Origin of the sequence: Sphingomonas sp. HITSZ_GF (genome assembly GCF_029543155.1) — a bacterium.
In the GTDB taxonomy this organism is placed as follows: domain Bacteria; phylum Pseudomonadota; class Alphaproteobacteria; order Sphingomonadales; family Sphingomonadaceae; genus Sphingomonas.
Map to the genome: position 1 here is coordinate 965607 of NZ_JARQXA010000001.1, position 23714 is coordinate 989320.

Annotated in this window: 24 protein-coding genes and 1 tRNA gene; 7 read left to right on the forward strand and 18 right to left on the reverse strand. The window is 66.1% G+C overall.

The features are described from left to right. Positions 1 to 51: 51 nt before the first annotated feature. The 4 genes from P6144_RS04745 to hflX are packed head-to-tail and all read left to right on the forward strand — an operon-like array spanning position 52 to position 5733. Complete coding sequence (locus P6144_RS04745) at positions 52 to 2307, forward strand: ATP-binding protein (protein ID WP_277766553.1); 2256 nt, start codon at positions 52 to 54, stop codon at positions 2305 to 2307. After that, a complete protein-coding gene (locus P6144_RS04750) occupies positions 2304 to 3683 on the forward strand; it encodes a sigma-54 dependent transcriptional regulator (RefSeq protein WP_277766554.1) in 1380 nt (459 codons plus the stop codon). The genes P6144_RS04745 and P6144_RS04750 overlap by 4 nt, the downstream gene beginning before the upstream one ends. Positions 3684 to 3739: 56 nt before the next feature. Further along, entirely contained in the window at positions 3740 to 4435 is a 696-nt protein-coding gene (gene hfq / locus P6144_RS04755; protein WP_277766555.1) for an RNA chaperone Hfq, read from the forward strand. A gap of 8 nt (positions 4436 to 4443) precedes the next feature. Beyond that, positions 4444 to 5733, forward strand: coding sequence for a GTPase HflX (gene hflX / locus P6144_RS04760; RefSeq protein WP_277766556.1), 1290 nt, complete (start codon positions 4444 to 4446; stop codon positions 5731 to 5733). A 9-nt stretch (positions 5734 to 5742) separates the two neighbouring features. Here hflX and P6144_RS04765 read toward each other — a convergent pair whose 3' ends face one another. The 7 genes from P6144_RS04765 to metG form a co-directional block, all read right to left on the reverse strand. Next, positions 5743 to 6162: a hypothetical protein gene (locus P6144_RS04765; RefSeq protein ID WP_277766557.1), complete on the reverse strand. Its 420-nt coding sequence runs from the start codon at positions 6160 to 6162 to the stop codon at positions 5743 to 5745. Then, a complete protein-coding gene (mazG, locus tag P6144_RS04770) occupies positions 6159 to 6914 on the reverse strand; it encodes a nucleoside triphosphate pyrophosphohydrolase (protein WP_277766558.1) in 756 nt (251 codons plus the stop codon). The genes P6144_RS04765 and mazG overlap by 4 nt, the downstream gene beginning before the upstream one ends. 58 nt (positions 6915 to 6972) lie before the next feature. After that, positions 6973 to 7734, reverse strand: coding sequence for an SDR family oxidoreductase (locus tag P6144_RS04775; RefSeq protein ID WP_277766559.1), 762 nt, complete (start codon positions 7732 to 7734; stop codon positions 6973 to 6975). Positions 7735 to 7940: 206 nt separating this feature from the next. After that, entirely contained in the window at positions 7941 to 8585 is a 645-nt protein-coding gene (locus P6144_RS04780; RefSeq protein WP_277766560.1) for a TIGR02281 family clan AA aspartic protease, read from the reverse strand. Next, positions 8582 to 9349: an MBL fold metallo-hydrolase gene (locus P6144_RS04785; protein WP_277766561.1), complete on the reverse strand. Its 768-nt coding sequence runs from the start codon at positions 9347 to 9349 to the stop codon at positions 8582 to 8584. The genes P6144_RS04780 and P6144_RS04785 overlap by 4 nt, the downstream gene beginning before the upstream one ends. Continuing rightward, positions 9346 to 10125 carry a TatD family hydrolase gene (locus tag P6144_RS04790; RefSeq protein ID WP_277766562.1) on the reverse strand — a complete coding sequence of 260 codons (780 nt, stop codon included), beginning with the start codon at positions 10123 to 10125 and terminating at the stop codon, positions 9346 to 9348. Before P6144_RS04790 ends, P6144_RS04785 begins: the two co-directional genes overlap by 4 nt. Then, positions 10122 to 11621 carry a methionine--tRNA ligase gene (gene metG, locus P6144_RS04795; RefSeq protein WP_277766563.1) on the reverse strand — a complete coding sequence of 500 codons (1500 nt, stop codon included), beginning with the start codon at positions 11619 to 11621 and terminating at the stop codon, positions 10122 to 10124. The genes P6144_RS04790 and metG overlap by 4 nt, the downstream gene beginning before the upstream one ends. A gap of 176 nt (positions 11622 to 11797) precedes the next feature. Between metG and P6144_RS04800 the strand changes: the two genes are divergently transcribed. Further along, entirely contained in the window at positions 11798 to 12433 is a 636-nt protein-coding gene (locus tag P6144_RS04800; protein WP_277766564.1) for a hypothetical protein, read from the forward strand. Positions 12434 to 12436: 3 nt separating this feature from the next. On the opposite strand, the gene P6144_RS04805 is transcribed toward P6144_RS04800, so the two are convergent. The 5 genes from P6144_RS04805 to P6144_RS04825 all read right to left on the reverse strand — a co-directional run bounded on the left by P6144_RS04805 (position 12437) and on the right by P6144_RS04825 (position 17271). Continuing rightward, positions 12437 to 12763, reverse strand: a complete 327-nt coding sequence (locus P6144_RS04805; protein WP_277766565.1) for a hypothetical protein — start codon at positions 12761 to 12763, stop codon at positions 12437 to 12439. 51 nt (positions 12764 to 12814) lie between these two features. Further along, positions 12815 to 13792, reverse strand: coding sequence for a DNA polymerase III subunit delta' (locus P6144_RS04810; protein WP_277766566.1), 978 nt, complete (start codon positions 13790 to 13792; stop codon positions 12815 to 12817). 104 nt (positions 13793 to 13896) lie between these two features. Next, on the reverse strand, positions 13897 to 15066 hold the full coding sequence (locus P6144_RS04815) for a D-alanyl-D-alanine carboxypeptidase family protein (protein ID WP_277766567.1): 1170 nt from the start codon (positions 15064 to 15066) through the stop codon (positions 13897 to 13899). A gap of 17 nt (positions 15067 to 15083) precedes the next feature. After that, positions 15084 to 16241: an SPOR domain-containing protein gene (locus P6144_RS04820; RefSeq protein WP_277766568.1), complete on the reverse strand. Its 1158-nt coding sequence runs from the start codon at positions 16239 to 16241 to the stop codon at positions 15084 to 15086. Further along, the gene (locus P6144_RS04825) at positions 16225 to 17271 is read right to left on the reverse strand and encodes a lytic murein transglycosylase (protein ID WP_277766569.1); all 1047 of its coding nucleotides are present in this window, start codon (positions 17269 to 17271) and stop codon (positions 16225 to 16227) included. Before P6144_RS04825 ends, P6144_RS04820 begins: the two co-directional genes overlap by 17 nt. A 107-nt stretch (positions 17272 to 17378) precedes the next feature. On the opposite strand from P6144_RS04825, the gene P6144_RS04830 reads away from it, so the two are divergent. Both P6144_RS04830 and P6144_RS04835 read left to right on the forward strand, forming a co-directional pair. Continuing rightward, a tRNA-Ser gene (locus tag P6144_RS04830) sits at positions 17379 to 17468 on the forward strand. A 23-nt stretch (positions 17469 to 17491) separates the two neighbouring features. Further along, positions 17492 to 18232 (forward strand): hypothetical protein, encoded by a 741-nt coding sequence (locus P6144_RS04835; protein ID WP_277766570.1) that lies wholly within the window; start codon positions 17492 to 17494, stop codon positions 18230 to 18232. Positions 18233 to 18252: 20 nt separating this feature from the next. Here P6144_RS04835 and P6144_RS04840 read toward each other — a convergent pair whose 3' ends face one another. The 6 genes from P6144_RS04840 to bamA all read right to left on the reverse strand — a co-directional run bounded on the left by P6144_RS04840 (position 18253) and on the right by bamA (position 23653). Further along, on the reverse strand, positions 18253 to 18720 hold the full coding sequence (locus tag P6144_RS04840) for a hypothetical protein (RefSeq protein WP_277766571.1): 468 nt from the start codon (positions 18718 to 18720) through the stop codon (positions 18253 to 18255). 150 nt (positions 18721 to 18870) lie between these two features. Further along, positions 18871 to 19128: a PilZ domain-containing protein gene (locus P6144_RS04845; RefSeq protein WP_277766572.1), complete on the reverse strand. Its 258-nt coding sequence runs from the start codon at positions 19126 to 19128 to the stop codon at positions 18871 to 18873. Between the two features lie 136 nt (positions 19129 to 19264). Continuing rightward, positions 19265 to 19495, reverse strand: a complete 231-nt coding sequence (gene rpmE, locus P6144_RS04850; protein ID WP_277766573.1) for a 50S ribosomal protein L31 — start codon at positions 19493 to 19495, stop codon at positions 19265 to 19267. 134 nt (positions 19496 to 19629) lie between these two features. Further along, positions 19630 to 20109, reverse strand: a complete 480-nt coding sequence (gene fabZ, locus P6144_RS04855) for a 3-hydroxyacyl-ACP dehydratase FabZ (protein WP_277766574.1) — start codon at positions 20107 to 20109, stop codon at positions 19630 to 19632. Continuing rightward, positions 20106 to 20867 (reverse strand): OmpH family outer membrane protein, encoded by a 762-nt coding sequence (locus tag P6144_RS04860; protein WP_277766575.1) that lies wholly within the window; start codon positions 20865 to 20867, stop codon positions 20106 to 20108. Before P6144_RS04860 ends, fabZ begins: the two co-directional genes overlap by 4 nt. Continuing rightward, positions 20867 to 23653 carry an outer membrane protein assembly factor BamA gene (gene bamA / locus P6144_RS04865; protein WP_277766576.1) on the reverse strand — a complete coding sequence of 929 codons (2787 nt, stop codon included), beginning with the start codon at positions 23651 to 23653 and terminating at the stop codon, positions 20867 to 20869. Before bamA ends, P6144_RS04860 begins: the two co-directional genes overlap by 1 nt. Positions 23654 to 23714: the final 61 nt, after the last annotated feature.

A 23714-nucleotide genomic window follows, 5' to 3' on the forward strand; every position in this document is an offset into this window, starting at 1 on the left:
GAGCCATATTATGTGTTCTTTTTGCCACAATCCCGGTCTAGCTTGGCCGCGATGGATGCCGTCACCGCCGAGCCCCTGAATGTGGCCTCCGCCCAGAAGCGGGGGTTCTCGGCCATCCAGATCCTCGAGATCGTGGTCGTCGCGATGGCCGTGGCCACGCCGGTGGCGACCTTCCTGTTCGTCCGCAATTTCTCGCACCAGGTGTTCAATCCCGGTGTCGCGGCATCGCTGCTGCTCGCGAACCTGCTGCCCTATGTTGCGCTGATCGTGCTGATCGGCCGCCGCATCGCCATCCACCGCGCCGCCAAGTCGGCGCTGGCCGGCGGCGGGCGCCTCCATGTCCGCCTCGTCGCGGTGTTCACGCTGATGGCGAGCATCCCGATCGTGCTGACCGTGATCGCGGCATCGGTGATGTTCCAGTCCGGCGTACAGCTCTGGGGCTCGGAACGCGCTCGCGGCGCGTTTGAGGCCACCACCAACCTCGCCAAGGAAGGGCGGGGCCTTGTCGCCGATCGCTGGGCCGGTGAAGCCCGCACCATGGTCGGCGATCTGCTCGAATTCTTCCCGACGGTGCCGAAGGATTCGCCCGCCTTCCAGCGCAAGTTCCTCGAACAGGTCTATTACCGCTCGTTCGACGAGGCAGTGGTGTTCCGCGTCGTCGACGGCAAGCAGGTCGAATCGATGTACACTTGGGAGCCGCCGGCGGCGAACGTCTTCGCCGCACGGGTTTCCGGGCAGGTCCTCAACCTGTTGCGCGACGAGCAGAGCTACACGAATTTCGACGCCCAGAAGCAATGGGTCGTCACCCCGATCGACCGCTCGCGCAACATCTTCCTCTACGTCGCCAACTCGGTGAACGTCGGTTTCATGAACCGCCAGGTCTCGGGCACCGATCGGATCCTGTCCGAATTCAACGCCCTCCAGGCGCGATCGCGCGCACTCCAGCTTCAGTTCAACGCGGTGCTGTTCGGCGTCGCGCTGCTGATCGTCAGCATCGCCACCTGGATCGCGCTGGCCGTGGCCGATCGCCTGGTGAAGCCGGTCGAGGAACTGGTTACCGCAGCCCGTCGCGTCGCTGGCGGCGACCTCACCGCGCGGGTCGACATCCCGCAGACCGGCGACGAGATCAGCACCCTCAGCGGTGCCTTCAACGGCATGACTGAGCGGCTCGAGCAGCAGACCGGTGCACTACGTACCGCCAACGCCCAGCTCGAAAGTCGCCGCGTGCTGATCGAAGCGGTGATGTCAGGCGTCTCGGCCGGCGTCATCTCGATCGATTCGCAGCGCAACGTCCGCCTGATCAACGAGTCGGCGATCGCGCTGCTCCACCAGGGTGAGCAAGAGCTGGTCGGCCATCCGCTCGCCGAACTGGCGCCGGAGCTCAACGACCTGCTCGACACCGGCGATCGCGAGGCCGTGATCCAGCTCGGCACCGGCGGCGATGCACGCACGCTCGCCGTGAAGGTCACCAGCGACGAGGCGGGCCAGGTGCTCACCTTCGACGACATCACGCAGCAGCTCAACGACCAGCGCCGCGCCGCTTGGTCCGATGTCGCCCGCCGCATCGCCCACGAGATCAAGAATCCGCTAACGCCGATCCAGCTCGCCGCGGAGCGCCTCAAGCGCCGCTACGGCAAGAAGATCGAGCCCGAGGACGGCACCTTCGCCCAGCTGACCGACACGATTGTCCGCCAGGTCGGCGATCTACGCCGGATGGTCGACGAATTCTCGTCCTTCGCGCGCATGCCCAAGCCGATGTTCCGCCAGGAATCGCTGCTCGACATCGCGCGCCAGGCGATGTTCCTCCACGAAGTCGCACATCCCACGGTCCGCTTCGAGATGGACGCACCCGATCCCGCGCCGGGCCTGATCTGCGATCGCCGTCAGATCGGCCAGGCCTTCACAAATATTGTGAAGAACGCGGTTGAGGCGATTGAAGCACGCGGGGAGGGGGAGGCCCTTCCACGGGGCGAGATCGTCATGACGATCCATCCCGAAACCGAAGGCAGGATTACCCTGACACTGGCCGATAACGGCATCGGCCTGCCGGTCGAGCGCGACCGGATCGTCGAGCCCTATATGACGACGCGCAGCCGCGGCACCGGCCTTGGCCTCGCGATCGTGAAGAAGATCGTCGAGGAGCATTTCGGCACCATCAACTTCTCCGACCGCCCCGGCGGCGGGACGCTGGTGACGATCTGCTTCGACACCGATCAGCTCGCCGAAATGGTGAGCTCCCCCGAAGGCGAGAGCGGCGACGAGCCGCGCCCCGCCGTGCTTACCCGTACTGGAAGTTCCAAGTCATGAGCCTCGATATCCTGGTCGTCGACGATGAGCGCGACATCCGTGAACTGGTCGCCGGCGTCCTGGAGGACGAAGGCTATTCGACGCGCGGCGCCGCCAACAGCGACGAGGCGCTGGAGGCCATCGCGGAACGGCGCCCCAGCCTGGTGCTGCTCGACGTTTGGCTGCACGGCTCGAAGCTCGACGGGCTCGAGATCCTCGACGAGATCAAGCGCCGCGATCCCTCGATCCCGGTTCTGGTGATCTCGGGGCACGGCAATCTCGATACCGCGGTCGCCGCGATCCGCCGCGGCGCCTCGGACTTCATCGAGAAGCCGTTCGAGGCAGAACGCCTGTTGTTCCTCGTCGAGCGCGCGACCGAGACCGAGCGGCTGCGCCGCGAAGTCGCGTCGTTGCGGGCCTCGATCGGCCGCGAGGAAGACCTGACCGGCCAGTCCGGTGCGATCAACACGGTGCGCGCCACGCTCAAGCGGGTCGCCTCTACAGGCAGCCGCGTGCTGATCACCGGCAGCGCCGGCACCGGCAAGGAAGTCGCCGCCCGGCTGCTCCATGGCTGGAGCCAACGCGCCGCCGCGCCCTTCGTCATCGTCAGCGCCGCGCGGATGCAGCCCGAGCGCGTCGAGGAAGAGCTGTTCGGCGTCGAGGAGGGCGGGGACCTGGTCCGCACCGGCCTGCTCGAACAGGCGCATGGCGGCACGCTGTTCCTCGACGAGATCGCCGATATGCCGGTCGCCACCCAGGCGCGCATCCTGCGCGTGCTGACCGACCAGAGCTTCACCCGCGTCGGCGGCACCCGCGTGGTCAAGGTCGATGTCCGGGTGGTCTCGGCCACCGCGCGCGACCTGATGGGCGAGATCGCCGAGGGCCGCTTCCGCGAGGACCTCTATTACCGGCTCAACGTGGTGCCGGTAACAATCCCGCCGCTCACCGATCGCCGCGAGGACATTCCGGTGCTCGTCGAGCACTTCGTCGCCCACTACGCCAATGAGCGCCGCGTGCCGACGCCCGAGATCGCGCCCGACGCGATGGTGGCGCTGCAGAGCTATGAATGGCCGGGCAATGTCCGCCAGCTCCGCAACGTGGTCGAGCGCACCGTGATCCTGGCGCCGGGTGACCGGATCGGCCGGATCGACCTCGACCTGCTGCCCCCCGAGGTGCTCGGCCGGCCGACGGAGACCGGCGGCAATGTCGGTGCCAGCGCGATCATGGGCGCCCCGCTCAAGGAAGCGCGCGAGAGCTTCGAGCGCGAATATCTCCGCGTCCAGATCCGCCGTTTCTCGGGTAACATCTCGCGCACCGCGAGCTTCATCGGCATGGAGCGCTCGGCGCTGCACCGGAAGCTGAAGCTGCTCGGCATCACCGACAGCCGGGAGGAATAGAGAGGCCCGCCTTTGCGCCCTGATCGTCATCGCGGCGAAAGCCGGGATCTCAGGCGATGGCGGGAGGAGCCGCACGAGATCGCGGCTTTCGCCGCGATGACGGCGATACTGCAATTCCCGGCAATTGTTGGAAACAAACCCCCGCTGGACGATTCGGCGCTCAGAGCATAAAAGGGCGCGCTGCGTGCCGGACGGGCTCGCGCATCCGACGCCAGAGAACGGCGCCAAAGCGGGGAAACTCCCGCCAACAAAGAGAGTCACGAACGATGGCCGAAAAGCAGACCTCGCTTCAGGATCTGTTCCTCAACTCGCTGCGCCGGTCGAAGACCCCGGTCACGATGTTCCTCGTCAAGGGCGTCAAGCTCCAGGGCATCGTAACCTGGTTCGACAATTTTTCGGTGCTGCTCCGCCGCGACGGCCAGTCGCAGCTCATCTACAAGCACGCGATCTCCACGATCATGCCATCGGGCCCGGTAGATCTCGCTCCGCTCCTAGAAGCGGTGGGAGAATATCAGTCCAAGAACCCGGTATTGCAGGAGATTTTCCTCAACGCGGTTCGCCGCCAGCAGGAAAATGTCACGATGTTCCTGGTCAATGGTGTGATGCTCCAGGGCCAGATCGCGGCCTTCGACCTGTTCTGCATGCTGCTCCAGCGCGAGGGCATGGCCCAGCTGGTCTATAAGCATGCTGTCTCGACGATCCAGCCGGCGCACCCGCTGAACCTCGCCGAGGAACAGAATAGCGACGACTGAGTGACTGCATGAGCACCGGTTTCGAGCGCGATCCCGACGAGTTCACCCGGGGCGCGCGAGCGGTCGTGGTCTATCCGGACCTTGGCGGCAGCTCGCGCGATGCCGAGGCGCGTCTGGAGGAGACGGCGGGCCTTGCCGCCGCGATCGGCGTCGACGTGGTCGAGCGGGTACCGCTACGCATCCGCGCGCCCAAGCCCGGCACGCTGATCGGCTCGGGCCAGGTCGAAGCGCTCGCCGAGACCGTGCGCGACAAGGAACTGACGCTCGCCGTGTTCGATGCGAGCCTCACGCCGGTCCAGCAGCGCAACCTCGAGACCGGGCTCGGCTGCAAGGTGATCGATCGCACCGGCCTGATCCTCGAGATTTTCGGCGAGCGCGCCCGCACCGCCGAGGGCCGGCTTCAGGTCGAACTGGCGCATCTCGATTACCAGGCAGGCCGCCTGGTACGCAGCTGGACCCACCTCGAGCGCCAGCGCGGCGGCTTCGGCTTCCTAGGCGGCCCGGGCGAAACCCAGATCGAGGCCGACCGCCGGCTGATCCGCGACCGCATGGCACGCCTGCGCCGCGAACTCGATTCGGTCAGCCGCACGCGTACGCTCCACCGCGACCGCCGCCAGCGCGCGCCCTGGCCAATCATCGCGCTGGTCGGCTATACTAACGCCGGAAAGTCCACGCTTTTCAATCGGCTGACCGGAAGTGACGTCATGGCGGAGAATCTACTCTTCGCCACGCTCGATCCTACGCTGCGCCAGATTTCGCTCCCCGGCATCGACAAGGCGATCCTGTCCGACACGGTGGGCTTCGTCTCCGAACTGCCCACCCAGCTCGTCGCCGCCTTCAAGGCGACGCTGGAAGAGGTCGTCTCGGCCGACCTGCTGATCCATGTCCGCGATGTCGCCCATCCGGACAGCGAGGCGCAGAAGGACGATGTCGAGAAGGTGCTGGCCGAGATCGGCGTGGCGGAAAGCACGCCGCGCTTCGAAGCCTGGAACAAGATCGACCTGCTCGACGACGAGCGCCGTGACGACTTGCTTGCGGAAGCCGCCAAGCGCGAGGACGTCATGCCGGTGTCAGCAGTGACGGGGGAAGGGGTGGGGGCACTCATCGCAGCTGTCGCTGCGCGCCTCACCGAAGGGCATCGCCGCTACACGCTCCACCTCGACCCTGCCGACGGCGCCGCAGCAGCCTGGCTCCACCAGCATGGCGAAGTGCTCGAGCAGGGCCTGGACGGCGAGCGGGCGGTCTATGAAGTGCGGATGGCGCCGCGGGACTACGAGCGGTTCCTGACGCGGGGCTGAGGCTGGATTCTAGAGCGGCAGCTCCTGCCAGGCATTTTCGAACGGCAACGCGTCGCCCCAATTGAAGCCGGAGAAGCGCTCGTCATATTTGACGCCGCTATTCTGGTATCGCTCCATCAGGCCAAGCAGCGTTGCCTGACTCATGGGGAACAGCCGGTTGCATTTCGCATCGCCGACATAGGCAAGGACGTAATATAGGTCGTCGCGTTGGACTTTTGCTTTGATCCGCCAAAAGTTGCGTGTTGATTGTCCCTTCACGTCGATAAGGAACTTGGCACCGTTCGGCGCCATCACCATCAAGTCTGCCAACGGTGTGCAATTGCCCATTGTGAACGCTACTTCGCACCCGAGCTTGCATAGCTCGGAGGCCACGGCGAACTGTGCCGTCCACTGCGTGCCCTGCGGCGTGAGCTTGATTTTCTCTCTCACAACGACTTCGCCTTTACCCAGAGCGCTTCCTTGGCATCCAGGTCCAGCGCTTCGAACATGTCACCAGCTTCGGCTTCCATCGCCTTGAAACGCTTCTCGAATTTTCCGTTTGCGGCCCGCAGCGCAGCTTCGGGATCCACCCCAAGCTTGCGAGCCCAGTTGACCACCGCGAACAGCAGGTCGCCGACTTCCTCCTCGATCTCCGCCGGTAACGCCGCCGCTTCGACCTCGGCCAGTTCCTCGTCGATCTTGGCGCGGGCGCCGCTGGGGTCGGGCCAGTCGAAGCCGGTACGGGCGGCGCGCTTCTGGAGCTTTTCGGCGCGGAGCAGGGCGGGGAGGCCCACCGCCACGCCATCCAGTGCGCTTTCATGTCCCTTGGCGCCCCGCTCCGCGGCCTTGATTTGTTCCCATAGGTGATGGCCGCCCTCGCTGGCCCCCAGGAAGATGTGCGGGTGGCGGCGCTCCATCTTGTCGCTGATCGCGTTGGCGACATCCGCCAGCACGAAGTCGCCGGCTTCCTCGGCCATGCGGCTGTGGAACACCACCTGGAGCAGCAGGTCGCCGAGTTCGTCCTTCAGGTCATCCATGTCGCCGCGCTCGATCGCGTCGGCCACCTCATAGGCTTCCTCGATCGTATAGGGTGCGATCGTCGCGAAGGTCTGGGCCGTATCCCATTCGCAGCCGGTCTTGGGATCGCGCAGCCGCGCCATGATGGCGACGAGGCGGTCGATGGCGGGAGCAGGGTCGGTCACAGGAGCCTCCAGGAATGCGCGGCGACCCTAGGCAGGCCGCCGCGCGAAGGAAAGGCTCTCAGGCGGTGGCGTCGAGCCCGCCATCGACCGTGTGGAACGAGCCGTTGATATAGGTTGCGTCGTCGGAGGCGAGGAAAGCGACCAGGCCGGCGACTTCCTCGGGCTTGCCGTAACGACCGGCGGGCACGCCCTTGCCGCGCGCTTCCTCGGTCGCGCCGGCGCCTTCGTCTAGCGAATCCATCATCCGGCTGTGGATCGGGCCCGGGTTCACGCAATTGACCCGCACGCCCTTGGCGGCAACTTCCACGGCGGCGACGCGCGTCAGCCCGATGACCGCATGCTTGCTCGAATTATAGCCGGCCATGCCCGGCGCACCCGAAAGCCCGGCGACGCTCGACGAGTTGATCACCGAGCCCGAACCCTGGGCGATCATCACCGGCAGCACATATTTCAGGCCGAGGAACACGCCGTCGACGTTCACGGCGAACACCTTGTGAAAGTCCTCGAGCGGATAGTCCTGAATCGGCTTCACCGGGCCTTCGATGCCGGCATTGTTGAAGAAGATGTCGATCCGGCCATGCTTCCACATTGCCTTGTCGACATAGGCGCGGACGCTTTCCTCGCTGGTCACATCGGCTTCGATCGTCAGGATCTCGGCGCCAATACGCGCCTCGAGCGGTCCGAAATCGGTCCCCGGGCGATCGACAGCGACGATCGTCGCGCCGCGCTGCGCCATCAGCGCCGCGGTCTCGGTGCCGATCGCGCCGGCAGCGCCAGTGATGAGCGCGACCTTGCCGGCGAGGGAGATACCGTCCGTCATTGCAATTCCTTTCTGGGTCCGGCCGCAAGGAACGCGCGACCGTCACCAGATCAATGGCGGAACGGCAGGCGCCGTTCCGTGCAATATCGGCAAAGCTGGGTTTCCGATCAGCCGCTCAAAAACCGCAGAAAACTGCGGCAGGGGGCCCGGGGGGACACCTTCGAGGGGGCGCTTCCGATAGATCGATAATATACATTATGTAAAATCTAGTCGCGATCGCCGGAGGTCGGCAGCAGCACCCTCTCTTCCCGCCGCTTGGCCGGCTCGAGGATCAGCGTGCGGTTCTCGACGCGCCAGGATTTGAGCCGCGACAGGAAGTTCATGCCAAGCACGTCGAGGTCGCCGAAGCTGTCACCCACCACGAGCGGCAGGTCCTGCGTCGCCAGCGGCCCGATCGCGACATCATCGGCACGCGCGGGCTTGGCTTGCACCGTGCCGTTGGCGGTCTCGATCATCACCGGCGGCGCCAGCGAAAGCTGCACGCCTGCGGCTGCGGCGGTATCGGCGGAGATCGCCGTGACCGTGGCGCCGCTATCGACCAGCATCCGCCGTTCGACGCCGTTGATCTTCACGCGCGCCCAGAAATGCCCGTCCGGGCTCATCTTGATGCGCACGGTTTCGCCCTGGACGCTCTGCTGCTCATAGCCGAGCTTCTCGGACGCGGTGGCAAGCAACCCGCCTAGTTCCTGGCGGTGGTTCATCACGATCAGCATCGTCACGCCGACAATGCCCCACAGCACCAGCGTCTGCACCAGGCCGCGGATTGTGATCCGGTGCGAGGACAAGGCCTTCAGTGCGAGCATCAGCGCACCGAGCAGAAGCAGCAGCTGGATCAGACGGTCATCGGTCATGCCGAAACCTCCATGCCGTCGAAGCCCGGCTCGACTCCGGCGGGAAGCGTGGCCATCAGCGTCGCATAGTCCATCGAATTGTCCATATGCGCGAGCAAGGTGCGGCGCGGTGCCAACTCCCCTACCCAGCCCAGCACGGCCCCGAGATCGGCATGGGTCGGGTGCGGCGCCTCACGCAGGCAATCGACCACCCAGACGTCCAAATCCTTATACAAACTCCGCATATCATGCGTCATCTCATTGAAATCTATAGAATAAGCTATGGATTTTCCGTTACTTTCGAAACGCAGGCCCGCCGACGTGATGCCGCCATGCGGCTGGTCCGTCACCCGGATATGGATATCGCCGATCGTGATTGCATCGGGCAGCGGCTCGATCGCCACGGTCGGACGGTAGAGCGCGCGGCCGTTGAACACATAGTCGAAGCGCCTGCCCAGCCGTTCGAGCGTCAGGGGCCGGGCGAGGCCGCGCACCGGCTCGCCTTCCCGCGCATGCATGATCTGCCGCAGGTCATCGATGCCGTGGCAGTGATCGGCATGTTCATGCGTCCAGATCACCGCATCGAGATCGGTGAAGCCCGCGGCCAATGCCTGCTCGCGGAAATCAGGGCTGGTATCGATGAGGATTCGCGTAGTCTCGGTCGACACCAGCGCCGAGGCCCGGGTGCGGCGATTCCTGGGCTCGGCGGGATCGCAGCTGCCCCAGTCATTCCCGATCCGCGGCACGCCGGACGAGGTGCCGGAGCCGAGGATGCGGATCCTCATGCGCGAGTCTTGGCGAACAGCGTGTGGAAGTTCGCCCGTGTCGCCTCGGCAAGCACTTCCGGATCCTCGCCGCGCAGCTGCGCCAGGAAGCGACAGGTATCGGCGACGAACGCCGGCTCGCCGGTCTTGCCCCGGTGCGGCACCGGCGCGAGGAAGGGCGCATCGGTCTCGATCAGCAGGCGGTCGAGCGGCAATTGCGCCGCGGTTTCCTGCAAATCTTTCGCGTTCTTGAAGGTCACGATGCCCGAGATCGAGATGTAGAAGCCCAGTTCCAGCGCGATCTCGGAGAATTCCCGGCTCGCGGTGAAGCAATGGATGACGCCGGGAAAGGCCCCCTTCCACATCTCGTCGCGCAGGATTTCCGCGGTGTCCGCCTCGGCATCGCGGGTGTGGACGATCAGCGGCAGCTGCGTCTCGCGGCACGCCGCGATATGCGAGCGGAAGCTCGCCCGCTGGCGATCCCGGTCGCTATGGTCGTAATAATAATCGAGCCCGGTCTCGCCGATGCCGACCACGCGCGGATGCCGCGCCTTCTCGATCAGCTTGGCCGCATCGATGTCAGGATGCTCGTCCGCCTCATGCGGATGGATGCCCACCGAGGCCCAGACGTCCGCTTCGCGCTCGGCGACCGCGATCACCTCGTCCCATTCGCGCTCGCGCGTCGAGATGTTGAGCATCGCCACCACGCCGGCTTCGCGCGCACGTGCCAGCACCTCGGGCTGCTGCTCGCCCAGGCCCTTGTAGATCAGATGGCAGTGACTGTCGGCGAGGTTCACGCTTCTTCCTTAAGCTCCAGCCGGGGGAAGATGGGGGTCGGCGGCGCGATACGGAAGTCCGCATCGCCTTCCGGCCCGAGCTGCGCGAGCAACTTCTCGGCCGAACCCGGCACCACCGGCGCGATCGTGACGGCAAGACGTCGGATCGCGCGCAGCAACGTCTTCAGCACCGCGTGCATCCGCTCGGGATCGGTCTTGCGCAGTCCCCAGGGCGCCTGGGCGTCGATATAGGCGTTGCAGGCGAACACCCCGGCCATCCACAGCTCTACACCCTGGCTGAGCGCGAGGTCCTCGAACGCGCGGATGAAGCCGCCACAGGCATTCTCCACTTCGGCGATCAGCACGCCGTCGGCTTCCTCGACCCGGCCGGTCTCGACATGCCCCTCGCAATTCTTGGCGATGAAGGCGAGCGTGCGCTGGGCGAGGTTGCCGAAGCTGTTCGACAGGTCGGCATTCGCCCGGGTGACGATCGCCTCATCGCTGAACGTGCCGTCATTGCCGAAGCTCACGTCGCGCATCAGGAAATAGCGCAGCGCATCGACGCCGTAGAGCTCGGCGAGCGCCATCGGATCGACGACGTTGCCGACTGACTTGGACATCTTCTCCCCGCGATTGAGCAGGAAGCCGTGGCCGAAGACCTGCTTGGGCAGCGCGATCTTCGCCGACATCAGGAAGGCCGGCCAATAGACGGTGTGGAAGCGAACAATGTCCTTGCCGATCAGATGGATGTCCGCCGGCCAATATTTCGCCAGCCGTGCCTGGTCGTCGGGATAGCCCACGCCGGTGAGGTAATTGGTCAGCGCGTCCACCCAGACATACATCACATGCCCGGGCGAACCGGGCACCGGCACGCCCCAATCGAAGCTGGTGCGCGAGACCGACAGATCGGCGAGCCCGCCCTCGACGAAGCGCAGGATCTCGTTGCGGCGCGATTCGGGGCGGATGAAGTCCGGGTTCGCCGCGTAGAATTCGAGCAGCGGCTTCTCGTACTTCGAGAGCTTGAAGAACCAGGTCTCCTCGGCGGTCCACTCGACCGGCGTGCCCTGGGGCGAGAGCTTCACGCCCCCTTCCCCTTCGACCAGTTCCTTCTCTTCGTAAAAGGCTTCGTCGCGCACCGAATACCAGCCCTCGTAGCGATCGAGGTACAGGTCGCCGGCATCGGCCATCGCCTGCCAGATCGCCTGGCTGGCCTTGTAGTGATCGGCTTCGGAGGTGCGGATGAAACGATCGCACGAAATATCGAGCTTCTCGGCCATCTCGCTGAAATAGCCGGACATCTCGTCCGCCAGCTCGCGTGCGGTCATGTCGCGGTCGCGCGCCGTCTTGACCATCTTGAGGCCATGCTCGTCGGTGCCGGTCTGGAAGAATACGTCGCGGCCCTGCTGGCGCTGGAAACGGGCGATCGCGTCGGCGGCGATCATCTCATAGGCATGCCCGATATGCGGGCGGCCATTGGGATAGTGGATCGCGGTGGTGATGTAGAAGGGGTCGGCCATGCCGGGCATCTAGAGGCTGGGCGCGACAGCGGCAACGCCCGCGTGGCAATATGCATGCTCGGCCGGGCGTGATAATTTCCGTCATCCCGGCGGAAGCCGGGATCTCAGGCGACAGATACGCGCCACTGCACGAGATCCCGGCTTTCGCCGGGATGACGATTTGGGAGAGAACCGGAATGCGAATCTGGGCACTCACAGCACTGCTGATCGCCACCCCGGCAGCGGCACAAACCAAATCTCCGATCAATGACGACGCGATCAAGACCTTCCTCGAAAAGGGCGAGGAAGTGGAGAGCCGCACCGACGGAGACCTCAACGGCGACGGTCAGATCGATACCGTGCTGGTGGGCCGCGGCGAGGAGACGCGGACGGTGAAGGTCCTGCTCCAGACCCGGAGCCCGGTCGATATCGACCTGACGCCGGTGGGCACGCTCAAGCTCGACAGCTATCCGCTTGGCCCGGCCGATGTCGTGATCGCCAAGGGCGTGCTCAAGATCACCGACTTGGTCGGCGGCACCACTGCGGTGAACAGCGTCTATCGCTATCGGCTGGTCCCTGGCGCCAAGCCCCGCATGCGGCTGATCGGCCTCGACGCCACGCTTTACAGCCGCACCTATGCGCATGACGGCTCCGAGATCAGCTGGAACCTGCTCACCGGCGACTACATCACACGCGAGATGAAGCTCAACAAGAAGGGCGGCGAGGCCGCCTACGACCCGATCATCGAGAAGAAGAGCAAGAAGCCGAGCAAGCCGCTCTACATGGAGGACTCGCCCGATCCCAACGAACTGCTGGGCTGGGGGGAGAAGTAAGGCTTAGCCGAACAGCTTCTCCGTCGGCACCGGCGCATCGCCGATCGCCACGCCGGTCTTGCGCTCGTGCACCTTGCGCACCGCCTCGGCGATCTCCTTGTCGATCGCTTCCTTCTCCTTGGGTGGGAGCTTCTTGTAGTCCTCCTCGGATAGATCGTGCTTCTTGAGCACCGCGTCGCGGGCGCGCTCCTCGGGCGTCTCGCTGGCGGCCTTCTTGAACGCCTCCAGGATGGCGTCGAAGTTCAGGTCGCTCGATCCGTTGCTGGCCGCTGCGCCCGAAGTCGGGGTGCCGCTGGTATCGATGCCGGTAATGCCGGTGATTGCGCTCATGTCCGATCCCCTGTTTCGGGGCCGGAATAACCCAGCTTGCCTAAGGCGGCGTTAAGCGCGCCCGAGCCGGGCGAGGATGCCGCCCATCTCGAACACCGTCGCCGAGGCATCGAGCGAGAGCCCGGTCGCGGCCCCGCCCAGCTCGCGCGCGGCGGCATAGGCATCGAGCGCGATCTTCAGGGCGTCGCCCGACAATGGCCGGGCTCGCTCGGCGATGAAGCTCGGCGCCCGCTCCAGGAACGCTTCGTAGCGTGGCTGCGCGGCCTTGGCGCCGAGCAGCTTTGCCAGCCGGCTGCGGATCATGTTGGACGGGTCGCCGGTCTCGGCCAGCGCGACCATCTCGCTTTCGAGCGCGGCGATGTCGAGCCCTGCAAAGCCGAGCGCGCGGCCGGGCGAACCCTCCCCGGCCTTCACCAGCGCCGCGATCTCGTCGCTGTTGGCCTCGGGAATATGGCTGCGCAGGATATGCGCGACATCGGCATCGGGCAGCGCCTCGAAGCGCAACAGCCGGCAGCGCGAGCGGATCGTCGGCAGCAGCCGCCCCGGCGCATGGCTCACCAGCAGGAAGATCGTGCCCGCAGGCGGCTCCTCTAGGTTCTTGAGCAGCGCATTGGCGCCGCCGCGCTCGAGATCGTCGATCGCGTCGATCACGATGACGCGGCGCGACGAGAAGCTCGGCTTGGTCGCGAACAGCGCCTGGAGCGAGCGGACCTGCGCGATGGTGATCGAACGGGCCAGCGCCTCGTCGGGCTTGTCCGGATCCTTGGGCAGGCGGACCAGCTCGCGATAATCGGGGTGCGCGCCCGCCTCGACCAGATGGACCGTCTGGCTTTCGGCCGGAACTTCCCAGCCCGGGGCGAGGTGGTCGCGCCCCGCCGCCTCGGCGAGCAGGCGCAGCGCCGCCTGCCGGGCGAAACTCCCCTTCCCCACGCCTTCGGGCCCGGCGATCAGCCAGGCATGGTGCAGGTTGCCGTTCCGCATGGCGGCGGCGAGTGCCTCACGGGCAGGTTCGTTGCCGATCAGGGGCATGGCGTCACCTTAGCCATAACCCTCACCCCGGCGAAAGCCGGGGTCTCGGGCGAAGGCGGGAAAAGAGCGGCACCCAATCCCGGCCTTCGCCGGGATGACGGGTCTTACGCTCCGAACAGCGACCAGAAGCCGCGCCAGGCGCGCCCGAAGAAGCCGGCCTCGGCGACGTCCTTCTCGGCGACCAGCGGCACGGTCTGAGACGGCAGGCCCGGCGAATCAATGACGAGGTCGGCGATATGATCGCCTGCCTTGAAGCCCGCCTGGACCGGACCGTTATAGACGATGCGGCCCTGCATCTCGGGCGCAGTGCCCGAAGGCACGGTGGCAGTCAGATCGCGCGGCGCGACGACGCCGACGCTACCGGCGGTCCCGCCCTGCACCTGCACCTCGCCGACCTTGCGGCCCTTCTTGACCAGCGCCTTGGCCTGCCAGGCGCGGAAGCCCCAGTTCATGAACTTCACCGATTCATCGGCGCGGCCGTTGTAGGTGGTGAGGCCGGCAACGACCATGACGAGGCGGCGGCCATTCTGCTCTGCCGAGCCGGTGAAGCCATAGCCGGCCTCCTCGGTGTGCCCGGTCTTGAGGCCGTCGGCGCCCTGCACGCGCCCGAGCAGCGGGTCGCGGTTCGCCTGACTGATGTCGGCGCCGGCGCCCAGCGTCTTGCCCCAGGTGAAGCTGGGGAGCGAATAGAACTGCTTGTAGAGGTCCGGATGATCCTTGATCGTCGCGGCGGCGAGATGCGCCAGGTCGCGCGCGGTCACATAGGTGCGGCCCTCGTCGGGCCAGCCGTTCGACGTGCCGAAATGGCTGTTGGTCAGGCCTAGGCGCTTGCCCTGCTCGTTCATCCGCTGGACAAAGGCTTCCTCGGTGCCCGAAATGCCCTCGGCCAGCACGACGCAGGCATCGTTGCCGGACAGCGTGACGATGCCCTTGAGCAGGTCCGAGACAGTCGGCTTCTCGCCCACTGCCAGGAACATGGTCGAGCCCTGCGAGTGCCACTTCTTCCAGGTCTCGGGCTGAACCTCGATCTGCTGGTCGAGCTTGAGCTGGCCCTTCTTGATCAGGTCGAAGGCGACATAGACGGTCATCATCTTCGCCATCGACGCCGGCGGCATGCGCCGGTCGGCATCCTTGGCGTAGAGCACCGCGCCCGAGGACAGGTCCTCCATATAGGCGACCGGCGCTATCGTATCGAAAGGCGGCGGGCCTGCGGCATTCGTGGCTTGGGCAGCGGCTAGCGCCAGGAACGATGCGGCAAGCAGCAACTTCTTCATGTGATTCGTCCGGCCTTTCAGTTGGCTTGGACGCGTGCATCTCCATAGCCCGCGCCCGCGGCGCGCCGTCGTGCCGCTTCGGCCTCGCCCGCCGTGGCGAAGGGACCGAGCTGGACGCGATAGAGCCCGCTACCCGGCTTTACGAAGCCGCCTAGGCTTTGGGCAAGCGCTTGTGCGCGACCAGCGTTAGAAAGTGCGGCAACCTGCACGACAAATCTGCCGTTCGCAGCCGGACGTGCCGCGGGAGGCGCGGTTCGCACGGGGGCCGGGCGCGGCGCAGTGGTGCGCGGCGCGGTATAGGCGGGCGGCGTATAGCTGGGTGCAGACGCGTAGCTCGGGCGGTTCGGCAGGTGCTTGCGGAGCGCGGTGAGCAGCACCTGCGGCGCATCGGCACGGTCGCCCGCCGGCCGGCCGGCCTGGAGCGCGCTCTTGTCCATTGCGGGCGGGTTCACGCTGCGGATGCGCACGCCGACCGTATCGCCGCTCGCACCGAGCAGGCGGGCGGCACCGGCCGACAGGTCGATCGGGTGGTTGGCGCCCGGATCGGTGCCGGTCACCAGCACCAGGATCGTCCGCCCGGTATCGAGCGAAGTCACCTCGACATAGCTGTTGGCCGGCAGCGAGCGGTGCACCGCCACCACCGCCTGGTCCATCGCGCCGCCACCGCTCACCGGACGCACCCCGGCATAGCCGATCTCGTCATAGCGCGGCGTCTCGCCCGGTGCCGGCTGCGACGAGCCGCTCGGCCCGGCCGCACCCGCGGCGGGGTCGGCATAGTCCTGCGGCACCTGCTGCTGCACTTGCGGCTGGGGCTGGGGCTGCCACTGCTGCTGCGCCGGCGCGCTCCGCTGCTGGCGCACGGGCGCGCTGCTACCCGGCACGGCATAGGAAGCACCGGGGGCACTCGCCTGGGGCGGCACCGGCGCGGGATCGGTCCATTGCGGCTGCGGCTCGGGCTGCTGCGGCGCAGGCTGGTATTGCGGCTGGGGCTGCTGGCGCGCGGGGCGCGTGCGCAGCGTGCCATCGGCGGCGCGCCAGGTTTCGCTCGATTGGGCGTCCTGGCTGCCACCATAGGCCTGCGCGCCTACGGAGCCCAGGTTCTGGGCATAGCTCGGGGCTCCGCCGCCAAGGGCAGCCAGGAGCGTGAGCGCGGAAATGCTAGCGTTCGACCTCATCGGCGAGCAGGCCTACCGACAAAGCGTAAAAATTCGAGCAATTATAGTCGAGGATCACGCGATAATTTCCGGTGAGCAGGTAGCCGGTCTTGCCCGGGCCATCGGGCTCGAGCAGCGTCGCTTGGACATTGTCGGCCGGCCAGGCGCGGGTCTGCGGCACGATTCCCAGCGCACGCCACTCCGCCATCGTCTTCCAGCGGCTGTGCCGGTCGAACACGCGCGGGCAGCGCGGCGCCGTGCTCCGGTTGACCAGCGCGGCGCGGTCGAGATTGGCCGGCACGCTGACCGCAAAGCCCCAGGGCTGGCCTTTCCGCCACCCGGCATTGACGAAATAATTGGCGATCGAGGCAAGCGTGTCGGGCTCGCTGGTCCAGATATCGGCCATGCCGTCGCCATCGCCATCCTCCGCAAGGCGAAGATAGACCGAAGGCAGGAATTGCGGCCCGCCGAACGCCCCTGCCCAGCTTCCCACCAGCTTCTCGCGCGGCACGCCGCGGTCGATCATCTTGAGCGTCGCGATGAACTCGCTGGCGAACAGGTCGCGCCGCCGCCCTTCATAGGCCAGGCTGGCGAGCGCGCGCGGCAGGTCGAATCCGCCCATCACCCGCCCGTAATTGGTCTCGTGCCCCCAGATCGCGACCATGATCGATTCGGGCACGCCGGTCTCGTTCTCGATCTTCTGCAACCGGAAGCGCTGGCGCTGGTAGGCCGCCCGCCCCTGGCTGATCCGCGCGGCATCGACATGCTTCACGCGATAGGGCTCGAAATTGGAGATCGGCGCGTTGGGCGCGGTTTCGGGCTGCTGTCGGTCGAGCGCCACCACACGGGCATTGTAGGTCAGCGTCGGGATCACCGCGTCGATCGTCCGCCGGGTTACACCCTGCGCCGCCGCCTGGCGCGAAAGCTCGCCCAGATAGGTCTGGAATCCGCTCTCGTCCTGCGCGATCGCAGGCGCACCCACCGGCGCCGCCGCGATCACGGCCACGCCCAAGGCCAACAGGCCACGCACTACGCCACTTCGTCCCCGCATGCGCTTTTTGTGCCACAGGGCGGCGCGATGCAGAACCCCTGCCGGCCGACTTTCGTCAACAAATTGTGGCGGATCGCCGCAGTTCGCGATAGCGCGGGTTCCGACGCGGAGAGGTGGCCGAGTGGTTTAAGGCAGCGGTCTTGAAAACCGCCGTGCGTGCAAGCGTACCGTGGGTTCGAATCCCACCCTCTCCGCCACTCGATTTCAGGGGGTTAAGCCAATGTCCGGACACTGGATCGCAGCCATCGCCGCCCTTGCGGCGCTCGCCCCTTCGGCGGCGCAGGCCGGCTCCTGCGAGGACAAGGCAGCCTGGGCTGCCGCCGCCCAGCCGGAGATCGACAAGGCCTTCGGCCTGATGAAGGCGCAGGACAAGACGGGGTTCGCCGCGATGCTGCCGGCGCTGCAGAAGCGCTATGCCACCCTCCCCGCCGCGATGCCCGCGGCCGAGCGCTGCGGCAACGAAGTGCGCGTCTATGACGAACACCAGTTCCTCGCCTATTCCGAAGCCAAGAAGGCCGGCAAGGCGATCGACGGCTTTCCGGCCAGCTCCAACTTCGTGCTGGTCAACCTCCATCATACCGAACTCGCCTATGCGGTCGGCTGGATCCAGTACGAGATGGAGGATTATGCCGGCGCCAAGGCCAGCTATTACAAGGGTCTCGCGATCGCCCCGAACCAGCACGACCTGACCAAGGAATATGTCGCGACGCTGCTCAGCCTCTCGGCCTATCTCGAGATACCGCGCTTCGTCGAGCGCTTCCTGGCGGCCGACAAGGACCTCGCCGGCCCCGAGCGCGCCAACCTCATCGCCGCCAAGGGAATCGCCCTGATGGGCTTGAAAGACCGGATTGGCGCCGACAAGGCTGCCAAAGAGGCGCTCGCGATCGATCCCGCGAATGAATATGCGCAGTTGGTCCTGAAGATGATCGCCCAGGCCAACACAGCCAAGCCCGCGCAGTAGGATCGCCGCCGGGCCCGGGATCAATCCCCCGGCATCGCCTTCCACATCGCGGCAGCGACACCGCCGCCGCCCACACTGATCGGCGACGTGTCTTCCTGGCCGTCGATCTTGAGCACCAGCATCGTGCTCAGCGCCGAACGGCGGAAGCGCGGCTTCCGATGGTCGGAAAGGATGTCGTACACCGCCCAGCTGCTGCCGCGCACGCTGGTGGTGTTCTTGCCGATGTCCAGCTTCGGCAGATGCCAGGCGGCCTGGGTGCGCAGCTGCTCGATCGAGAAGCTGGACTGGAGCACCACCGGCTCCCGAGGCATCGACCGAACCGGCAACAGGAAGCCCGAGCCGCGCTCGACGCCGCGATAGGCGATCGGCAGGAAGGCTGGATGCTGCACCGCCACGCTACGACCGGGCGGCGCCACGCGCTTGGCGATATTGGCCGCCAGCAGCGACTTCAGATTCGGAACGACCGGCAAGTCTTTCTCGCCCGCCATGGCCATATTGGGCGCGGCACATGCCGCCGCGCAAAGCAGCAGACCCTTGAGCATCACCAGTTTCCCCAGCAGGTGAAAGCTTGATCAGGATGTCCTAAACTGCGGACAAGTGCAATCGGCCGTGCAACCTTTCGGCGCACGGACGTGTCATTATGCCGTAAGTGTCTCGAAAGCTTCGGGTGTGAGCGCGGTCTGGAACTCCAGACCCGCCTCGAAATCGCTCGACCAGACGACGCGTGCGGCAACATGCCCGATCTTGGGCAGCGCCAGCCAGATCATCGAATTGGCCTTGATCAGCGAATAGGTGTGGATACGCGCGCCGTGGAGCGAGACGTCCACCACCTTGCACAATGCGCGATCCAGGCCGCCGCGGCCGATCTTCGCATCGAGCGACACGGGCGCGCGCATAGAGCGTCGCCGGCCCAGTTCCTCGGCCGGTTCGAACTCTGCTGCGAATGCTCGTGCTGCGCTTGCCATACGGGGCAAGCTAGCCTTGGGTGGCTAACGGCGCGTTAACGAGAACGCGCCGTTTCACCCACCCGGCTTACTTCTTGCCGAGGTTCAGGCCGCCGAAGCGCTTGTTGAAGCGCGCAACCTGGCCACCCTGATCAAGCATCTGGCCGCGACCGCCGGTCCAGGCCGGGTGCGCCAGCGGATCGATCTCGAGCTGCATGAGATCGCCTTCCTTGCCCCAGGTCGAACGGGTCTCGTAGGTCGTCCCGTCGGTCATCTGGACCTTGATCATGTGGTAATCGGGGTGGGTATCTTTCTTCACGCCAAATTCCTTGAAAAGCCGCCGGTTTCCGACCGGCAGAGCGCGCGCGCCTAGCAGAGACGCGAGCGCCGCGCAACCTGAAGGCTACGCGGCGCCGGGAATTGCACGCCAGGGTCGCCCCCGGCACCGATGGCTCAAGCCGAAGGCGGGTCCGCGATCATGGCGGTGAACTCGCACTCGGTGGCGACTTCGCCGTTCAGCATCGCGCGGCCGGCGAACTTGCAGACGCGCGTGCGCTTCTGGATGAACTCGACCTCGAGGCGGAGCAGCACACCGGGCTCGACCGGCTTGCGGAACTTCACACCGTCGATCGACATGAAATAGACGAGCTTGCCCGAGCCGGCGAGGCCAAGGCTCTCCACCGCGAGCACGCCCGCCGCCTGCGCCAGCGCCTCCACCTGGAGGACGCCGGGCATGATCGGCCTTCCGGGGAAATGCCCCTGGAAGAATTCCTCGTTCATCGACACCGCCTTGATCGCAGCGATTCGCTGGTCGGGGACCAGCTCCTCGACGCGATCGACGAGCAGCATCGGGTAACGATGCGGCAGCGCCGCCATCACCCGCTTGATATCAAGCGGGCCGATGTCGGCGCCGGCCGTTGCTTCCTCGCTCACCGCGGCTCGGCGGGCTTCTTGGCGCCACCGGCTGCTGCGGGCGCCGGCGCTGCCGGAGCCGGAGCGGCGCCGGCCGGGCGCTGCTGCTGCTGGGCAGCGGCCTGATAGGCGCGGATCTGCTCGAGCTGGGCGAGCTGCTGCTGGATGGCGAGCGTCTCGCGGGCAGGCTGCCACTCGGCCGGCGGCTGGATGCTCACGGTCGGCACCGACTTGTCGAGCTCGGCGGTGATCGCGTCGCTGATGTCGGCCGAATCCGGCGCGTACATGAAGGCTTCCGGGGTCAGCACGACGCCGATCTTGCGGGCAGTGACGACACGCAGCTGGGCGGCGTCATACTGGCGCAGGATCGATTCGATCGCGAACAGCTCGGCCCGGGCGGCCGGGTTGCTCAGCTTGCCGACATCGGTGTTGGCAGCGGTCTGCAGCGCGGCGATCTTGTCGAGCACCGGGTTCTTCGCGGCCTTGGCAGCGTTGATCTCGGCGTCGTCGACCTTCTTGTCCTTGTTGGTGTCGAGCTGCGCGAGAAGCGGCTCGGCTTCCTTCTGGGCGGCCTGGCGGCGCGCGTTGATCTGATCGAAGGCGGCCTTGAAGGTCGTCTGGATCTGCTGCTGCGCGGCCGAGAAGGCCTTGGACGAGTCGATGACACGCACCGGGCTGGCGGTGGCGATGCCGTTCACCTGCGCATGCGCGGGAGCCGCGATGGCAAGCGCCGCGGGTGCCGCGAGCAGCGCGGCAAGAATGCGCTTCTTGATAATCATCAGAATTGAGTCCCTACATTGAAGGTTACAAGCTTGGTGTCGTCGCCCTTGGCGTGGAGCAACGTCTTGGCCACGTCGATGCGCAGCGGTCCGAAGGGCGAATTCCAGTTGACGCCGAAGCCGATCGACACGCGCGGCATCGCGGAATCGCCGACATAGCGCTCGTAGAAGGGCGAGATCTGGCTGTTGTAGATCGCGTTGATCGAGGTGCCGACGCAAGGCGTGCTGGCGCTCGCCGAATAGCCGACGGCGCAGGTGGTGGTCAGGCCCGAGTTCGTCGCGTCCGAAGCGCTCACGATGTAGAGCTGGTTACCCGCCGAATCCTTGATGTAATTGTCCTTGGGCAGCAGCGAGGGCGAGCCGTCGGAATTGTAGAGGAGCGCGCCGTTGCTGTCCTTGGCCTGCTCGAACTCGATCGTCTTGCCCGGGCGGGTGATGTTGAACAGGCTGCCCGCCATGATGAAGATCGACGGACGCAGGCCCATTTCGGCAGCGCCGGCACCCAGCGGGATCTCCAGCTCGGCCTTGGTCAGGTAATAGGCCTTGCCGCCGATCGCGTCGTCGGTGACCTGGTCCTTGTCGGTGATCAGCAGCTGGTCGCCGCCGGCTACCGAGCCCGAATAGCTGTAGCGCTGGACGCGCGGACCGACGCCGCGGATGTCGAAGCCGCGGAACTGCGGCTCGCCCAGGTAGAAGCGATCGGTGATGCGCACCGGATCGCTGCCCGCCGCGCTCGCCTTCTCCAGGCTGTGGATATAGCCGCCCTCGACCGACAGCGAGGCGATGAAGCCCTTGCCGACGTTCCAGTATTTGTCGCCGTCGACACGGGCGCGCAGATAGCGCACGTCGCCGCCGACGCCGGCAAAGTCGCCGCTGACCGACAGGCGCTGGCCGCGCGACGGGCGCAGGCGGCTGTTCAGGCTGTCATAGGTCAGCGTGACGCCCACCAGCGAGGTCAGGCGGTTGCCCACCGCCTCGCAATAATAGCGGCCCGCCTTGAGCGGATCGCAGGTGTCGAGGATGCCGTCGCCATTGGTGTCCGAATAGAAGCTCGACTTGTCGAGCGTCACGTCGTCCTTGGCGAGATAGTAGCGACCCGACAGCGTCCAATACTCGGTCAGCGGCACGCCGGCGACGAGCTGGAAGCCGGTCGAGATCTGGCTGTAGGTGGTCGAGCGGTCCGAGCCGATATAGTTGAACGCGTTATAGTCGCGGCGGAAGATCGTGCCGCCGAGCGCGACGTTGGTGTCGAACAGATAGGGCTCGGTAAAGCCCAGCTCGACCGACTTCGAGTAGCTCGAATAGTCGACCGAGGCCGACACGGTCTGGCCCATGCCGCGGAAGTTGCGCTGGCGGATCGAGGCCTGGAGGATGAACTGCTCGAGGCTCGAGAAGCCCGCCGACAGCGTCAGTTCGCCGTTCGCGCGCTCTTCGACGTTCGCCTTGAGCACGATGCGGTCGGGCGCCGAGCCCTCGACACGCTCGATCTCGAACTTGTCCTGGAAATAGCCCAGCGAGTTGATGCGGTCCTGCGAGCGCTTGACCAGGAAGGTGTTGAAGGCGTCGCCCTCGGCCACGCGGAACTCGCGGCGGATCACCTTGTCCTGGGTCTGGCGGTTGCCGGTGATGTCGATGCGCTCTATGTACGTGCGATTGGCTTCCGCGATGTGGAAGTTCATCGCCATGGTCAGCGAGTCCTTGTCTCGCTGGAACTCGGGGCGCACGTCGGCAAAGGCGTAGCCGGCGATGCCGGCGGTCTCGCTCAGCTGCTCGACCGTGTCTTCCACTGCCTTGGCGTTATACCACTGGCCTTCCTTGATGCTCAGCGCGGCGGCGAGCTTCTTGTCGTCGAAGTCGCGGATCGCGCTGTCGACGGTGACCGGGCCGAACTTATAGCGCGGGCCTTCCTCCACCACATAGGTGATGATGAAGTCCTTCTTGTCCGGCGTCAGCTCGGCCACGGCGGAGATCACGCGGAAATCGGCATAGCCTTCGGTCAGGTAGAACTGGCGCAGCTTCTGCTGGTCATAGGCCAGGCGATCCTGGTCGTAGCTCGTGTTCGAGCTCATCAGGTGCATGATGCTGGCGGTCTTGGTCGCCATCTCGCCGCGCAGCTTGCCGTCGGAGAACACCTCGTTGCCGATGATGTTGATCTGGCGGACCTTCGACTTCGGGCCCTCATGCACCTCGAAGATCACGTCGACGCGGTTCTGGTCGAGGCTGACCATCTTCGGCTCGACCACAGCGGCGAAGCGGCCCTGGCGACGATAGAGCTCGATGATGCGGGCCACGTCGGCGCGGACGGCGGTGCGGGTGAAGATCTGGCGCGGCGCCAGCTTCACTTCCTTCTTGATCTTGTCTTCCTTGAGCCGCTTGTTGCCCTCGTAGATCACGCGGTTGATCACCGGGTTCTCGCGGATGCGGATGATCAGGTCGCCGGTCTCGACGCCTTCGATCGTCACGTCGGCGAGCAGCTCGGAGGCGAGCAGGTCCTTGATCGCCTGGTCGATCGTCTCGTTGGTATAGGCATCGCCCACGCGGAGGCGCGTGTAGCTCATCACCGTTTCCGGCTCGATGCGCTGCGAGCCCTGTACGCGGATCGACTTGATCGTGCGCGTCACCTGCGGCGCTACCGGCGCCGGAGCAGCCTGGGCTGCTGCGGGCGGGGTCGCCGGGGCGGTCTGGGGCGCGGTCTGCGCAACCGCTGCGCCCGAGAGCATCGTGCCCGCGAGGAGGGTCGCCGTGGCGCGCGCGCCGATTTTCTTTGCCTTGATCGCAGTCACCATCCCACCCCAGTCGGAATCAAAATACCGGCCGTCAGCCACGCGGCTTGCACCGCCCTGCACG

Excerpts from the sequence above, each read along its gene's own strand:
- P6144_RS04845 (WP_277766572.1), bottom strand. The coding sequence starts at position 19,128 with ATGCGCGCGCCCGTGTCGCTCGATGCGAAGATCGGCCGCGGCGGCCTG.
- P6144_RS04860 (WP_277766575.1), bottom strand. The coding sequence starts at position 20,867 with ATGATTATCAAGAAGCGCATTCTTGCCGCGCTGCTCGCGGCACCCGCG.
- P6144_RS04780 (WP_277766560.1), bottom strand. The coding sequence starts at position 8,585 with ATGACCGATGACCGTCTGATCCAGCTGCTGCTTCTGCTCGGTGCGCTG.
- P6144_RS04835 (WP_277766570.1), top strand. The coding sequence starts at position 17,492 with ATGTCCGGACACTGGATCGCAGCCATCGCCGCCCTTGCGGCGCTCGCC.
- P6144_RS04800 (WP_277766564.1), top strand. The coding sequence starts at position 11,798 with ATGCGAATCTGGGCACTCACAGCACTGCTGATCGCCACCCCGGCAGCG.
- P6144_RS04820 (WP_277766568.1), bottom strand. The coding sequence starts at position 16,241 with ATGAGGTCGAACGCTAGCATTTCCGCGCTCACGCTCCTGGCTGCCCTT.
- metG (WP_277766563.1), bottom strand. The coding sequence starts at position 11,621 with ATGGCCGACCCCTTCTACATCACCACCGCGATCCACTATCCCAATGGC.
- P6144_RS04810 (WP_277766566.1), bottom strand. The coding sequence starts at position 13,792 with ATGCCCCTGATCGGCAACGAACCTGCCCGTGAGGCACTCGCCGCCGCC.
- P6144_RS04805 (WP_277766565.1), bottom strand. The coding sequence starts at position 12,763 with ATGAGCGCAATCACCGGCATTACCGGCATCGATACCAGCGGCACCCCG.
- hflX (WP_277766556.1), top strand. The coding sequence starts at position 4,444 with ATGAGCACCGGTTTCGAGCGCGATCCCGACGAGTTCACCCGGGGCGCG.
- P6144_RS04815 (WP_277766567.1), bottom strand. The coding sequence starts at position 15,066 with ATGAAGAAGTTGCTGCTTGCCGCATCGTTCCTGGCGCTAGCCGCTGCC.
- P6144_RS04745 (WP_277766553.1), top strand. The coding sequence starts at position 52 with ATGGATGCCGTCACCGCCGAGCCCCTGAATGTGGCCTCCGCCCAGAAG.
- hfq (WP_277766555.1), top strand. The coding sequence starts at position 3,740 with ATGGCGGGAGGAGCCGCACGAGATCGCGGCTTTCGCCGCGATGACGGC.
- P6144_RS04825 (WP_277766569.1), bottom strand. The coding sequence starts at position 17,271 with ATGCGGGGACGAAGTGGCGTAGTGCGTGGCCTGTTGGCCTTGGGCGTG.
- P6144_RS04750 (WP_277766554.1), top strand. The coding sequence starts at position 2,304 with ATGAGCCTCGATATCCTGGTCGTCGACGATGAGCGCGACATCCGTGAA.
- P6144_RS04785 (WP_277766561.1), bottom strand. The coding sequence starts at position 9,349 with ATGAGGATCCGCATCCTCGGCTCCGGCACCTCGTCCGGCGTGCCGCGG.
- bamA (WP_277766576.1), bottom strand. The coding sequence starts at position 23,653 with ATGGTGACTGCGATCAAGGCAAAGAAAATCGGCGCGCGCGCCACGGCG.
- P6144_RS04840 (WP_277766571.1), bottom strand. The coding sequence starts at position 18,720 with ATGGCGGGCGAGAAAGACTTGCCGGTCGTTCCGAATCTGAAGTCGCTG.
- P6144_RS04775 (WP_277766559.1), bottom strand. The coding sequence starts at position 7,734 with ATGACGGACGGTATCTCCCTCGCCGGCAAGGTCGCGCTCATCACTGGC.